The organism is Gillisia xinjiangensis, assembly GCF_046298265.1.
Taxonomy (GTDB): Bacteria; Bacteroidota; Bacteroidia; order Flavobacteriales; family Flavobacteriaceae; genus Gillisia; species Gillisia xinjiangensis.
Window position 1 is genome coordinate 201,663 of the sequence record NZ_JBKAHK010000007.1, and the last position, 13,751, is coordinate 215,413.

Here is a 13,751-nt window from a genome sequence, read left to right on the forward strand (position 1 = left end):
GTTTAAATTCATGACAAATTTTCCTTTGTTTCAAAACTATTTCAGTATAAAAATACCGGTAAATCTCCACCCTGCTGATTTTCAGAAAATTAATTTATTTGTAAACAATCAATTGTTTATAAAATTTTAATTAACTGACAATCAATAGTTTGATTAATTTTCCTTGTAAACTTTTAATAATCAAAATGATTTTTGCTGTGTATTTTTTTATACATTTATCCCACGGCAATAAGCTCTTTATAATCAAATTTTACAAGCAAAATGAAAATCGAAACTACCCAAACCCCGGCAAAAACATACACTCAGGATGAAGCATTTGAAGCTTCCGTAGCATATTTTAAGGGCGATGAGCTTGCGGCCAGGGTTTGGATCAATAAATATGCTTTAAAGGATTCTTACGGCAACATTTACGAAAAAGATCCACAGGCTATGCACGTGAGATTGGCAAAAGAGATAGCAAGAATTGAAGCCAATTATGCCAATCCACTTACTGAAAATGAAGTTTTAGGTCTTATAGAAAATTTTAAATACATCGTACCACAGGGAAGCCCAATGGCCGGAATTGGCAATAAATACCAAACCGGGTCTTTATCCAATTGTTTTGTTATTGGGAATGATGGTGACAGTGATTCCTACGGAAGTATCATGAAGATAGACCAGGAGCAGGTGCAGCTTATGAAGCGGCGTGGCGGCGTGGGACACGATCTTTCCCACATTCGTCCTAAAGGTTCCCCGGTAAAAAACTCGGCCCTCACCTCGACCGGGCTGGTTCCTTTTATGGAGCGTTACTCCAATTCTACCCGTGAAGTTGCACAGGATGGACGAAGAGGTGCTTTAATGCTTTCGGTTTCCATCAATCATCCGGATGCAGAAGATTTTATAGATGCTAAGATGGAGCAGGGAAAAGTTACCGGCGCCAATGTTTCGGTAAGGATAGACGATGAATTTATGAAAGCCGTTAAATCCAATTCCAAATACATTCAGAAATTTCCGATTCACAGCGAAAACCCGAAATATACTCATGAAATAGAAGCCGGAGCAATTTGGAACAAGATCGTACACAACGCATGGAAATCGGCAGAGCCGGGAATCCTGTTTTGGGATACCATCACCCGGGAATCTGTGCCAGACTGTTATGCAGATCTTGGCTATAAAACGGTATCTACCAATCCTTGCGGAGAAATCCCGCTTTGTCCTTACGATTCCTGCAGGTTGCTGGCCATCAATTTATTTTCCTATGTTGAAAATCCATTCACGGAGGAGGCAAGTTTTAATTTTGAGCTGTTTAAAAAACATGTTGCCATTGCACAGCGGATCATGGATGATATCATCGACCTGGAACTTGAGAAAATTGACACGATTTTAGCAAAGATAACTGCCGATCCGGAAAATGATGAGATTAAAAGAGTAGAACGAAATCTTTGGCTGGAGATTCGTAAAAAAGCACGGGAAGGAAGACGCACCGGGGTTGGTATTACTGCTGAAGGCGATATGCTTGCCGGACTTGGAATAAAGTACGGAAGCGAAAAAGGAATAGAATTTTCAGTGAAAATACATAAAACCCTGGCTATCGAGGCCTACCGAAGTTCAGTTGAAATGGCTAAAGAGCGTGGTGCTTTCGAATTTTATGATTCAGAAAGAGAAAAAAACAATCCGTTTATTCAGCGAATCAAGGAGGAAGATGAAAAACTTTACTTCGAAATGATGGAATACGGAAGAAGAAATATTGCACTTTTAACCATCGCTCCTACCGGAACCACCAGTTTAATGACGCAAACCACTTCCGGAATTGAGCCTGTATTCATGCCGGTATACAAAAGGAGAAGAAAAGTGAACCCAAACGATAAGGAAGCCCGGGTGGATTTTGTAGATGAAACCGGGGATTCCTGGGAAGAATACGTTGTTTTCCATCACCGTTTCAAGCAATGGATGGAAGCCAATGGTTATGAAATAGACAAGAATTACACGCAGAAGGATCTTGACAAATTGGTGAAAAAATCTCCTTACTACAAAGCAACATCCAATGATATTGACTGGCTTAGCAAAGTAAAAATGCAGGGAGCAGTTCAAAAATGGGTAGATCATTCAATTAGCGTAACCATAAACCTGCCAAATGATGCTACCGAGGAATTGGTAGGAAACCTATACCTGCAGGCCTGGGAAGAAGGATGTAAAGGTGTTACGGTGTATCGTGATGGTTCACGATCGGGAGTTTTAATCTCCAATGAAGAAAAAAAAGAAGAAAAAAACACCTTATCAAATTTCCCTACTAAACGTCCACAAATTTTGGAAGCAGATGTAGTCCGCTTTCAAAATAACAAGGAAAAATGGATCGCTTTCATAGGCCGTATAGACGAGCGACCTTATGAGATCTTCACAGGTTTTGCTGATGATGAAGATGGCATTTTGATTCCACGTTGGGTAAATGAAGGGCTAATTATTAAGAATAAAAATGAAGACGGGACATCAAGGTATGATTTTCAGTATAAAAACCAACGGGGATACAAAACCACGATCGAGGGCTTGTCCCATAAATTTGACCCGGAATTCTGGAATTACGCAAAACTGATCTCCAGCACCCTTCGCCATGGAATGCCAATTGAAAAAGCCGTAGATCTTATCAACAGTTTGCAATTGGATAATGAGTCCATCAACACATGGAAAAACGGTGTTGCCAGAGCTTTAAAACGTTACGTAGCCGATGGTACGGAGGCAAAGGGACAAAAATGTGCCAATTGTAACTCCACAAATTTAATTTACCAGGAAGGCTGTTTAACCTGCAAGGATTGCGGTTCTTCAAAATGCGGATAAATAAAAAAGAGTAAAGAGTAAAGAGAAAAAGACTTTCGCAAAGGATTAAATAGCAGCATTTTAAAAATTTAAAAACCGGGCAACATTTCGAAATTTTGGAATATTGCCTGGTTTTTTTTATGTTCATGAAGCAAGATTTAAGAGAATAGATAGAATTAAGATACAAGAGTCAGGAGCCAAGACAAAAATATTCGTGCATTCGTGGCTAAAAAACAATGATTAATTTCTGCGTATTCTGCGAGTTTGGCGGGAGATAAATTACAAGAACCATTGAAAATTAATGTTTAAAAACGGTCAACACTAATCAGGGAAGCACAAATAGAAAATAGACAAAAAATAGAAAGTAAAAATCAAGAACCAGGAGACAAGACAAAAAAAACATTCGTGTATTCGTGGCTAAAAAGCAATTTGATTTCCGCGGAAATCAGCGAGATCAGCGGGAGATAAAAAATGAGTACATTGAAAATTAATTTTTAAAAAACGGCCAACACTAATCAGGGAAGTTCAAAAATTATTCATGTATTCTTAGCGCAATGAAGATTAATTTCTGTGAAGATCACATGTTGTTTTAAGGAGTAAGTGCTTAACGGAACTTTATCTGGATCCTGTCGCACGTCAAAGAATGCAAGGACAATAATTTTATCGTCTCTTACCGTATAAGGCAACCTCGTCTGTCGAGAAAGTTGGAATCCTCGTATGTTCCCCACTTCTACCTGTCCCATTTGTCGGGTAGATTTGTAAGAGCTTGAATATTTCGTCAGTTTTAAGAACAAAAAGTTTGGCTGTCTTTTCCCCCCATTTATCCTTTATGTAGTCAAAAATTGAGTCAAAGTTCTTTTCGGCTCGCGGAGTAACAAACACCTGCATTAGTACTTCTTTTTAACGTCATCCCAGGAAGTCAGGCTGTTAACGTCCTTCGATTCTTAATAAGATGCGTAAACCTCTTTCTTTTGCTCCTCTGTCAACGTCTTCCATATTTGTCCACCTTCAGCGCCTTCCCTCTGCTTCAAAAAGTCATAAAGTGCCCGGAGCAACTGCTTGTCCTCTATCCGGTCCAAAATTTTACGTAAGTCCAATTTCAGTTTAATGGTTCCCATGGCCTTGATTGTTTACTCCAACTTTACTAAATATTTCCTGGACAATTTCAATTGCACCTATTCCCTACAACGGATTTATAAAAATTTCAGATGTTTTTGATACTCGCCAAAATCCACCAGAACTAAAACGGACAAAATAAAAGCCAGTTGCCAATAAAAAGCGTTCGTGTGGCCAGTACACGGCCAAACAGGAAAGCAATGTTGTCTAATTAGCCATGCTTTAAATCTTCAAAGAGCCAAAGCTGCATAGTTTCTGTAAAATTAAAAACAGTATTTCCGATAAGGTTATTATAGATTTTTCTATAATCTTTCCATATAAGGTTGCCAGGTTACCAGTACATATTTTTTCCTGCCGTTTTCCATTTTGCTTAGAAATCCGAATTCATAAACAAAGAAATAGAGATCCCTGCTGGCATTTTTCCAGTAATGAGTAATAAAATGAGGATCAAAACCCTGCTCAATTAAAACTTCAGATCTTACAGTTGCTTTTCCGGCTTTGTTGAACTTTTTCAGAATCCTTCGGTTGGTTTTAAGTTGCCTGTCTACCCGGGCATAAAACCCCCTGCACTCTTCCTGGAGCATCTGGTAATGAAAGGCACTTTTACAAGAAGGATTACAAAATTTCTTATCACTTCTTCCCTTTAAAGGTTTATCACATACCGGGCATTTTCTTTCATCCATTTTTACAGGTAAAATATTGTTTATCAGCATAATATACGACTATTCCACGGCTGTAGTCATTTTCCCTGTCTATTTTTATTAAATTATACGTGCGACCATGGACAGGAAATACATCACCCTTAAGAACTTAATGATAGCGGAGCAAAAATGCATAGGGCTTAAGTTTTACCAGGATAAAGTGCTGCAGGCGCTTGTCAATGAACTTCCCGAAATCGCATGGAGCGATGAGTTCCATATGAACTATGTGCCCAACTCACCAACGGCCCTGGACGGGATATTTGAACAATTTCGCGGAGTAGCCTGGGTGAACTGCAATCATTTTTTCACCAACAGCGGGTTTAGTCGGAACAATGAGGCTATTAATGTTGACTGGTTCAGGAAACGCAAACATCCTGCAGGATATCGTCGCTGCCCTGAAAGTTACCTGTTAAAGCTCGAATTAAAGCGCTACGCGAACAACACCGTAAAAACTTATGTTTCATGTTTTGAGGCGTTCATCAATCACTACAGCCATATTGAGCCAGAGAATATCAATGAAAACGATATCCGGGCTTACCTTCAAAAGCTGATACAGGAAGGAAGTTCCAATTCCTATATCAACCAGGCGATCAATGCCATAAAGTTCTATTATGAAGTAGTGATGGAAATGCCCAACCGGTTTTACGGGATGGAGCGGCCGCGGGTGGAGGAGAAATTGCCGAAAGTGCTTTCCAAAGAGGAAGTACTTTCCATCATCGCGCATACCAACAATATAAAACATCGCTGTGTGGTGAGTTTGCTTTACTCCGCCGGACTTCGGAGGAATGAATTGCTCAATTTGATTCCTGAAGATATCGATGGGAAACGGATGATGATTAAAGTTAGAGGGGGAAAAGGAAACAAGGATAGGTATACTTTACTTTCTGATACACTGTTGAAAGAGTTAAGAACCTATTTTGTAAAGTGGAAACCAGCGACCTATTTGTTTGAGGGTCAAACCGGGGGACGGTATTCCGCCGAAAGCATTGCTCAAATAGTGAAGCAGGCAGCTGTCCGTGCGAAAATTAAAAAAAATGTCTCGCCCCATATGCTGCGTCATAGTTTTGCCACCCATTTATTGGAAGCCGGTACGGATTTACGATATATCCAGGTGCTTTTAGGCCATAAAAGCAGCAAAACCACCGAAATATACACCCATGTGGCAACAAATGTTTTTTTTAACATAAAAAATCCCCTAGATTCGTAGAAGACAAGGGAGATATAAACACAATGTGTTTATCTGTACGTTGGCAACCATTAAGAAATGAAACTCTTACATATATTAATAACTCTCCTTTTCTGTACTGCCACTTTTGGACAGAAAGTGACTTATAACCATATTGTGGACTCTTCAGACCAGGACATAATAGAAGTAATGAAATTGTTTGAAAACTATTTAGCTTCAAATCCTCAAAATAAATTGGAAAGTCCGTATTGGAATTCTACCGAGCAGGAAAAACACAAAAACTTTGACTTCTTAGAAAGTGAATTTCAACCTTCGCTATATATGGGATTTCCCGTCCACGTGCTGAGTATAAAATCTGATAATAACACCTATAAAATCAAAGCTCAATTTTCTTACACTAAAGAAGATGGAACACCATATATTTTAGCCATAGTAAACTATCAAGCTAAAAAGGAAAACGGCAAATTCAAACTTTACAATTGGCTGACAGATAGCCGAAAAAAATGGAATTGTACCACTGTCGGTTTGGTAGATTTTTACTATCCAGAATATCACGAATTTAATTATGATAAAGCTAATCAGCTAAATGACTTTATAAAGGAAACCTGTAAAAATTTTGGAGTTAGCCCTAAACCATTTGAATATTATTTAGCGGACGATTATGATGAAATCCAGAGATTAAAGGGAATTGATTATTATATCGGACAGGGTGGAGAAACCAGACCCAGTGGAAAAGCGGCTGATGACAAAGTCTATTGTGGAGGCTTAGGTGAATATTACCCACACGAGGTTTTTCACGTTCAAATAGATGACCATTTTCCTGAAAAACATTTCTGGGTTTCGGAAGGTGTAGCAACCTTTTTGGGTGGCAGCCGAGGAAAAACTCTGGAATGGCATATAAAACGGACAAATCAATATTTAAAAGAACATCCTGAAATAAATTTAAGCGATATGCTTAGGTTGGCCAATTTGGATAACCGAACAGCTTATCATTACGTCTTGGGAGGTTTAATCGCCAAGAGAATTTTTGAAAAAGGCGGATGGAACCTTTTAAAAAAAATTATGAGAAGTGGGAAAACAGATGAAGAATATTATGTGGCAATTGAAAATCATTTGGGTGTAAAGAAAACGGATTTAAATACTTACCTGAGAAATCAAATAGAAATTGAGGCAAGAAAATAACGGTTGCCAACAACATATAAAAACAATGCTCAAACCTGTCCCAATTCGAAACTTCGTGCTCGTCTGCAGCGCTTGATTGTCCTGCGGACAATCACCCTTGCCAGCTCGCACTTTTTTTATACGGGACGTTGCCAAAAACACCGCTGACAAACAAAACGTAAATATTCAATTTTAAATAGTTATGAGATTTTTGCCTTACTTAAAGTATATATTTTTAGTAGTTAGTATTATAATTTTCACCCTTTACATATGGGACAATAATTATATAAATAAATACACGCTTGTATTTGGTTTTATTCTGATTTTCAGTGTGCCTGTTTTAAACAGATATGAAAAGCAGCGGATTTCTCACTCAAGCGGAGAAAAAAAGAAGCACTAAAACTATCATTTTTGAGAGGTAAGAAAATTGGAGTTTCAAAATTTAATTCAGCGGACTTTCTCACTCAAATGGAGAAAAATAATCGGATATAAAAATGCCCTTTTTGAGAGGTAAGGAAATTTAAACTTTAAAAGCAACACGCAACAGATTAAAAGCGAAGCGGCTCACTCGGGCGGGCGGTGCATTTGGCAACAATGTATAAAAACAATGCTATCTTAGTGTCGAATCGAAAGTCTTTGAGTACTTGCTGCGTCTGATTTTCCTGCGGAAAATCAACGCTGTCAATCGCCGCACTGTTTTTATACGAGACGTTGCCACACATTAAAAAAATCCAATGATTGAAAAACTAATTGAACGGACAAATACTATAGAATTCTATCAAAACGGACATTTCCATTTGAAAAATTTGAAAGGTGAAATCGGGCAATTTAATACAATGGAATTCAATTTTATTATAGAGGAGCGAAATGATAATGGGAAAACTTATAATGTGGAGCACTGGAAGTTAATTGCTCACAGAACAATTGATTTTAAAGGAATTTTTGCGGACTTATATCTGCCGTACATTAAATTAAAAATTTTGAATGATCATCCATTACTATGGACATATAACCAGCCAAGTTTAGAATGTGAATTAATAAAGTTTCCCGAAAACCCAAGTGAATTTATAGGTGATTTATTTTTTGAATATGAAAAAGTTGCGGGTAATTGGATTCCACTACGTAAAACTTTTTGTGCTTTGAATAAATATTACAAAGAAAATGGGAAACGTAATATATCGGTTCCAAAACCTTTGAAAGAGTCGATTGAAAAAGTTTGTAAGAAACACGGAGTAGATTTTAAAGTGAAAAAGGAAATCGATGGCTATGATAAGGGTTATGCAAATCAACCTAATATCAAACTTCTGATTTTTGGCAACGAGGATGCCAGTCCGGATAACTATAACCTGGGCCAACCTTATATAATTGCCGACGAATTTATAGCGAATAAAAAATAAAACGTGTGGCAACAACATATAAAAACAATGCTTAAATCAGTCTCAAATGGAAGCTTCGTGCTCGCTTGCTCAGCCGATTGTCCTGCGGACAATCACGCACGCCAGCTCGCACAGTTTTTATACGAGACGTTGTGTGCCATTTAAAAAACCCAAAAAAGTGACTGAAACATACAAAATAATCCTTCGACATTACATAATCGGATTAGCAATTACGGTAGTAATATTTTGGATGATAAATGAAATTCCAGGCATTTATTATTTTGAAGAACATTTGACCGAATGGATAGCTACCTTGGTAGCCATTCCTGTGATCGGACTTTTTATGGCGAAAATTCTTTCCAACCGACTTAAGCGGACTAATGGAAAGCTTTACCTGTTTTCGACCTGGATAATTCTTCTCACTTGGGTTTTAATTTTATATTTTAAAGCTGCGATTGTTGGAATTGTAACTTCAATTGACCAAGTTCAATTTAAATTTTTAGATTCAATTATCGGATTTACAATTTATCAACTTTGGATATTTCTCGGACTTGGAATTATTCACGGCGTAATTGGTGGAATATTCTTAAGTATTGACTTGAAAAAGAACAGACCAAAATTAAAAACGTCACACAACAACATATAAAAACAATGCTTAATTTGTTCTCGGATCGAAAGTCTTTGCTCACTTGCTTAGCGGATTGTCCTGCGGACAATCACGCACGCCAGCTCGCACAGTTTTTATACGAGACGTTAGCAAACAGTTAGGTAAATCACTTGCGTAATGTTCGGGTTACATATTTGTATTCTAAATTTGACCAAAAGAATCCAAACGAAAACAGTCTAATTAAACCATCTATAATGCTTAGGACACCTTGTATCATATGTTTAATTTTACCCCCTTTTGTCTTTCTAATCTTCATATTTTCTAAGTTTTAGTTAAACCGATTTGCTAACATTCTGTAAATGCAAGCGCAACGGATATTGTGAATAGTGCGCCTGACATTTACAGGGGGCGTTATGCACAAGTGGCTACATACGTACTATATCAAAAAAGCCTTTAGGTAATTGCTTTTTCGCTACTTTTAAGCAGTCATCACACATTGTCATTGAGCCTTTAAGTCCGTCACTACCTGCATTGGTTTCAGCCGCAATTACAGTAGGTTTGTTTTCACACCTAATCATTTTATGTCCACCACCTAATGTCATAAAACTTTGTCCGTTAGGCTTTTCTGCTTGACATCTTTCTTTGTCTATTGGTATCATAATGTTTTCGTTTTTTTAGTCCGCCACCAGATGCATAACAGCACCTATAAAAAATAGCGGGGTTTGTGTTAATATTTAAGTTTGTGTTTCAGTTTTAATTTCTGTTTTATCCGATAGTTCGTGCCTTGCAATCCGCTACTTTTCATAGCTGCGGCACGTTATGCCACATTAAAAACAACATAACGGTCAAAAAAGGACTGACCATCCAAAATCAAGATGTGAAAATCTGTCAAAAAGAAGTAAAAATAAGACAGACGAGAAGTCGAAAATCGAAAGAGTAGAAAAAATAATAACTTTGAAAGACAAAAAAAGAAAGTCTTTCATCATAACAAAAATAAATATGAATAATTTTATTAAAACAACATTTGCTATTATATTACTAATTAGTTCGTTCTCTTGTAGTAATGATGACTCTCTTAAACGAGAAAGTACAAACCTTGAAGAAAAAGTAGAATTAAAAACATCAACGGATTTGGTTACTCCATTTTTTCAAAATTTAGGAGGTACTGAAATCATTGTAACTAATAATTCTTTTGAAACTAAATATAGAGCAGAATCGAAAAAGCAATTTAAGTTCAATGGAGAATTCTCTTCTTTATCCGATTATGCTGTAATTTTAAAGGATGGCTTTATTGTTTTGGAAAGTGATGAGAGATATAAAATTTCTCTAAATAATGATATTGCTTATATTAAAACTCCTGAATTTTCAGGTAATATAAACGAGGTTAATGAAGTTAAGACATTAAAAAATATTAAGACATTTATTTTATTAACTTACTTGAAAGAAATTACATCTGATAATTCTAAAAAAATAAACTTAAATTCGTCTTTAGCTAACAAAGCTTCTTGTAGTTTTTGGAATACTTACTATAGTATAGGCGTAGGGCTAACAGAATCAGCTGCACAAGCTGATTTAGAATACGAAGTTCAAGATGATATTAATAGTGGAGATGCAAATGGTTGTACTAAAATTGGAGGTCAGGAAGCTGTTTCATTATCAGGTGGTACCGTTTGGGCACAAGCTTGGTGTTGCTAATAATTATAAACTTAATAAATAAAATTATGAATTCAATTCCATTAATGATTGGTCCTTTTGAAATAATAACAACATTAGCTATTATTATTTCTTTATTTTTTAGTTCCCTTTTTTTAATTTCAAAATATGAAAAAGGTAAAACTTACTTCATTTGGTTACTTTTAATAATCTTTTTACCAATACTTGGTTCTCTTTGTTATCTAATAAAACATTTAATAAATTTTCCGAATAATAAAAGAGAAGAAAGTATAAATAACGTGGCATAACAAGGTATATAAAAAATAGCAGTTAAGGTCTAAACCATAGGTTTGGCTCTTTTCTGCTATCTTTGTTTTTGAAACAAAAAATGACACATACTAACCTGCTACTTTTCATATACTATTCGTTACCACAAATAAAAATATAAGACTATGAACAAATTATTATGGACTTTTCTGATTCTGATATGGTCTGCCGCACTTTTAATGTTAATTTTTGCATTAACCGACTTTGGGCCTGATTATCCTTTAACGGACTATAAATATATTATTGTTATCGGATTTATAACCATTACGGGTTTTATGAAATTATTATACAGCAGATCAAAAATGGGAAGGAATGGTTAAGAGATAAAAATGTGGTAACAACATATAAAACCAATGCTTAGACCTGTCTTAAATCGAAGTTCCTTGCTCGCTTGCCTCGCCGATTGTCCTGCGGACAATCACGCTCGCCAGCTCGCACAGTTTTTATACGAGACGTTACCCTTAATTGCTCCAAAATAACCTGCGGATTAATTTGGGAGCAATAAATTTAAATCAGGGTGGAAAATGGTGCGGTAAACGGACTGTACCAGGACGGGTAAAATGCGGAGCGGACTGATAAACAGAACGGACAAATAGAAATCTAAAAAAGCGGACTCATTTACTCGGCTCGCAATTTTGAGAAACGGATTTTTAAGGGAAAGCGGATCAACAATTCCCAGCGGACTTTTAATCAGTTGCGGGTAAAATAACGGATAATGGAACGTGCTTACTCGGCCGTGTCGCAAACAAGGGTAACAACATATAAAAACAATGCTTAAATCAGTCTCAAATCGAAGTTCCCTGCTCGCTTGCTTAGCGGATTGTCCTACGGACAATCGCGCTCGCCAGCTCGCACAGTTTTTATACGGGACGTTACCAACAATAGCTCCTGAAAACACTCAAAAATAAATTTGAATGAAAATTAATAAAATAGGATTCTATATTTTAAATGTGATTTTATTCTCTGCAATAATAATCGGACAATATGAATGGATTGAACCACAAACTGTAATTTCCATATTTATAATACCAGCATTTATAATATCGGCATCCTTGACCTATGGAGTAACAAATAAAAAAACAAATAGAAATGAATAAAGTTCGAATATCAGGGTTAGTTATCCTTCTTTTTGGCCTGGCAGCACATTTTTTAATGAATTTGAACGGATTTTGGATCGGAGCAAGTATTGGAATTGGAATTGGACTTCTGGTCATAGGAAAAATCAAAAAGGTTTGGTGACCGACTTGAAAAAACGCTTGAAGAATCAAATTAAAAAATATTTCCGTTGGCTTACTCTGATGTGTCGCTAAAGTTGGTAACAACATATAAAAACAATGCTAAATCTGGTCTTGAATCGAAACTTTGTGCTCGCTTGCTCAGCGGATTGTCCTGCGGACAATCACGCTCGCTGGCTCGCACTGTTTTTATACGAGACGTTATGCCCAAGCCCCAGAGTGATTAGATTAAATTATTTAAAAAATGAAAAAAGAATTACTACCAAATTATTATCAAAAAATTGGATTGATATTCGGACTAATTTCAATTTTAATTTTAACAACCTATTATTTTGAGTTAGAATTAATTAAATCAAGTAAAGACATTATAAAAAGTATTTTTGAAAATATTCTTTTAGCCTCCCTCTTATTAATAGTATTTACAAAAGAAAAATATGAAACGGACAAAATAAATTTGATAAGATTAGGTACACTGAAACGAGCTCTGATTTTTGGAGGCCTAATATTAATTTTTGAATCAATTTTAAAATTAATATTAAATAGCGATTTTTTCGAAATTAGAAGTGGTTATGAGATAATGATTATGATACTTTTATTTTACCTAATAATTTTCAAAGAGAAAGTAATTAAAATTAAGCCAGGGCATAACAACATATCCTATGAAAAGCAATAACCTTGTCTTTCAAAATTAATATTTTATTTTCTCTTATTCCATTCTTTATAAAATTTTAGAGCGTTAAATTCTTGATGAAGCTTTGCTTCAGTGAGAATTTAATGCAAAATAACCCGCTCAGCATCCTATTTGTGGTCACTTCTATTGAGCGCCACCAGCATCTCTATGATTGGTTAAATAAGCCCATCCACTAGCTAAAAAATGTGATCCAGAATGGCCACCTACGTTGTTTTGTGGTATGGGCTTTTAATATTTTGAGCTTGGTCATTGATTTATATTTTATGCTATAACCCCAACTTCGTAAGGGATTTCGGTTTTAATTACGGCTAAAGTCCGACTTAATAATTTGTGGGCCACTTTGACTATTATTTTCTTGACATCCTTACCCAGGTGTTTCCTGTAATAGGACTGGATAACCGGATCTGTTCTTATTGCCTGCCATGATGCTTCCACAAAATAAGAGCGGATTAAGCGGTGGCATCGGGGGTTCATTCCCATCGATTTTGAAGTAGCTCCGCTTTGATGGATTCCGGGTGCCAGTCCAACATAACCTGCCAGGTGTTTTAAGCTGCTGAAACGTCTCAGATCTCCTAGTTCTGATAAAATGCCAACTGCTACAATGCCTCCAATTCCCGGAATGCTCCTTAGCAGGTAATAATCTTTTTTGAAATGTTTCCGACAATATGCTCTTAGCTGGCTTGAGATATCCCGAAGCTCTTTATCGATAAACCGGAAAGTTCGCATTTTACTGGCCATGGTTTCCCGGGCAGTGGGGTAATTAAATTCCTGACTATCCACCCAATGACGAAAGGCGTGGCTCCAGTGATCATTATCAAACTCCGCTGGAACCTTTACGCCAAAGAAGAGCAACTGCATTTTAATAACAGATTTGATTCGTCGAAGATCCTTCACTAATTCGTTCCGAC

General features: G+C 36.5%; 14 protein-coding genes. 9 read left to right on the top strand and 5 right to left on the bottom strand.

Going from position 1 to position 13,751, the window contains the following annotated elements:
- Positions 1 to 261: 261 nt before the first annotated feature.
- Positions 262 to 2,811 (top strand): adenosylcobalamin-dependent ribonucleoside-diphosphate reductase, encoded by a 2,550-nt coding sequence (locus tag ACKGJN_RS13335; RefSeq protein ID WP_409540042.1) that lies wholly within the window; start codon positions 262 to 264, stop codon positions 2,809 to 2,811.
- Between the two features lie 515 nt (positions 2,812 to 3,326).
- Here the strand turns inward: ACKGJN_RS13335 and ACKGJN_RS13340 are convergent.
- The 3 genes from ACKGJN_RS13340 to ACKGJN_RS13350 form a co-directional block, all read right to left on the bottom strand.
- Positions 3,327 to 3,533 (bottom strand): hypothetical protein, encoded by a 207-nt coding sequence (locus tag ACKGJN_RS13340; RefSeq protein WP_409540057.1) that lies wholly within the window; start codon positions 3,531 to 3,533, stop codon positions 3,327 to 3,329.
- Positions 3,451 to 3,678 (bottom strand): type II toxin-antitoxin system RelE/ParE family toxin, encoded by a 228-nt coding sequence (locus ACKGJN_RS13345; RefSeq protein WP_409540043.1) that lies wholly within the window; start codon positions 3,676 to 3,678, stop codon positions 3,451 to 3,453. Before ACKGJN_RS13345 ends, ACKGJN_RS13340 begins: the two co-directional genes overlap by 83 nt.
- Positions 3,679 to 4,208: 530 nt before the next feature.
- Positions 4,209 to 4,619 (bottom strand): hypothetical protein, encoded by a 411-nt coding sequence (locus ACKGJN_RS13350; RefSeq protein ID WP_409540044.1) that lies wholly within the window; start codon positions 4,617 to 4,619, stop codon positions 4,209 to 4,211.
- A 67-nt stretch (positions 4,620 to 4,686) separates the two neighbouring features.
- Here ACKGJN_RS13350 and xerA point away from each other — a divergent pair, with 67 nt between their 5' ends.
- The 4 genes from xerA to ACKGJN_RS13370 all read left to right on the top strand — a co-directional run bounded on the left by xerA (position 4,687) and on the right by ACKGJN_RS13370 (position 8,976).
- The gene (xerA, locus tag ACKGJN_RS13355) at positions 4,687 to 5,814 is read left to right on the top strand and encodes a site-specific tyrosine recombinase/integron integrase (protein WP_409540045.1); all 1,128 of its coding nucleotides are present in this window, start codon (positions 4,687 to 4,689) and stop codon (positions 5,812 to 5,814) included.
- A gap of 57 nt (positions 5,815 to 5,871) precedes the next feature.
- On the top strand, positions 5,872 to 6,975 hold the full coding sequence (locus ACKGJN_RS13360; protein WP_409540046.1) for a hypothetical protein: 1,104 nt from the start codon (positions 5,872 to 5,874) through the stop codon (positions 6,973 to 6,975).
- Positions 6,976 to 7,688: 713 nt separating this feature from the next.
- On the top strand, positions 7,689 to 8,351 hold the full coding sequence (locus tag ACKGJN_RS13365) for a hypothetical protein (RefSeq protein WP_409540047.1): 663 nt from the start codon (positions 7,689 to 7,691) through the stop codon (positions 8,349 to 8,351).
- Between the two features lie 46 nt (positions 8,352 to 8,397).
- Entirely contained in the window at positions 8,398 to 8,976 is a 579-nt protein-coding gene (locus ACKGJN_RS13370) for a hypothetical protein (protein ID WP_409540048.1), read from the top strand.
- A 386-nt stretch (positions 8,977 to 9,362) separates the two neighbouring features.
- On the opposite strand, the gene ACKGJN_RS13375 is transcribed toward ACKGJN_RS13370, so the two are convergent.
- Positions 9,363 to 9,596, bottom strand: a complete 234-nt coding sequence (locus tag ACKGJN_RS13375) for a hypothetical protein (RefSeq protein WP_409540049.1) — start codon at positions 9,594 to 9,596, stop codon at positions 9,363 to 9,365.
- A gap of 295 nt (positions 9,597 to 9,891) precedes the next feature.
- Between ACKGJN_RS13375 and ACKGJN_RS13380 the strand changes: the two genes are divergently transcribed.
- The 4 genes from ACKGJN_RS13380 (at position 9,892) to ACKGJN_RS13395 (ending at position 12,825) form a co-directional block, all read left to right on the top strand.
- Positions 9,892 to 10,632 carry a hypothetical protein gene (locus tag ACKGJN_RS13380; RefSeq protein WP_409540050.1) on the top strand — a complete coding sequence of 247 codons (741 nt, stop codon included), beginning with the start codon at positions 9,892 to 9,894 and terminating at the stop codon, positions 10,630 to 10,632.
- A gap of 410 nt (positions 10,633 to 11,042) precedes the next feature.
- The gene (locus ACKGJN_RS13385; RefSeq protein WP_409540051.1) at positions 11,043 to 11,237 is read left to right on the top strand and encodes a hypothetical protein; all 195 of its coding nucleotides are present in this window, start codon (positions 11,043 to 11,045) and stop codon (positions 11,235 to 11,237) included.
- A gap of 594 nt (positions 11,238 to 11,831) precedes the next feature.
- Entirely contained in the window at positions 11,832 to 12,014 is a 183-nt protein-coding gene (locus tag ACKGJN_RS13390; RefSeq protein ID WP_409540052.1) for a hypothetical protein, read from the top strand.
- 382 nt (positions 12,015 to 12,396) lie between these two features.
- Complete coding sequence (locus tag ACKGJN_RS13395) at positions 12,397 to 12,825, top strand: hypothetical protein (protein WP_409540053.1); 429 nt, start codon at positions 12,397 to 12,399, stop codon at positions 12,823 to 12,825.
- 279 nt (positions 12,826 to 13,104) lie between these two features.
- On the opposite strand, the gene ACKGJN_RS13400 is transcribed toward ACKGJN_RS13395, so the two are convergent.
- Positions 13,105 to 13,751 (bottom strand): transposase (locus ACKGJN_RS13400; RefSeq protein ID WP_409540054.1); only part of this gene is annotated, 647 nt, incomplete at its 5' end.

Excerpts from the sequence above, each read along its gene's own strand:
- ACKGJN_RS13340 (WP_409540057.1), bottom strand. The coding sequence starts at position 3,533 with ATGGGACAGGTAGAAGTGGGGAACATACGAGGATTCCAACTTTCTCGA.
- ACKGJN_RS13390 (WP_409540052.1), top strand. The coding sequence starts at position 11,832 with ATGAAAATTAATAAAATAGGATTCTATATTTTAAATGTGATTTTATTC.
- ACKGJN_RS13395 (WP_409540053.1), top strand. The coding sequence starts at position 12,397 with ATGAAAAAAGAATTACTACCAAATTATTATCAAAAAATTGGATTGATA.
- ACKGJN_RS13365 (WP_409540047.1), top strand. The coding sequence starts at position 7,689 with ATGATTGAAAAACTAATTGAACGGACAAATACTATAGAATTCTATCAA.
- ACKGJN_RS13345 (WP_409540043.1), bottom strand. The coding sequence starts at position 3,678 with ATGCAGGTGTTTGTTACTCCGCGAGCCGAAAAGAACTTTGACTCAATT.
- ACKGJN_RS13360 (WP_409540046.1), top strand. The coding sequence starts at position 5,872 with ATGAAACTCTTACATATATTAATAACTCTCCTTTTCTGTACTGCCACT.
- ACKGJN_RS13385 (WP_409540051.1), top strand. The coding sequence starts at position 11,043 with ATGAACAAATTATTATGGACTTTTCTGATTCTGATATGGTCTGCCGCA.
- ACKGJN_RS13350 (WP_409540044.1), bottom strand. The coding sequence starts at position 4,619 with ATGCTGATAAACAATATTTTACCTGTAAAAATGGATGAAAGAAAATGC.
- ACKGJN_RS13335 (WP_409540042.1), top strand. The coding sequence starts at position 262 with ATGAAAATCGAAACTACCCAAACCCCGGCAAAAACATACACTCAGGAT.
- ACKGJN_RS13375 (WP_409540049.1), bottom strand. The coding sequence starts at position 9,596 with ATGATACCAATAGACAAAGAAAGATGTCAAGCAGAAAAGCCTAACGGA.
- ACKGJN_RS13370 (WP_409540048.1), top strand. The coding sequence starts at position 8,398 with ATGGAAGCTTCGTGCTCGCTTGCTCAGCCGATTGTCCTGCGGACAATC.
- xerA (WP_409540045.1), top strand. The coding sequence starts at position 4,687 with ATGGACAGGAAATACATCACCCTTAAGAACTTAATGATAGCGGAGCAA.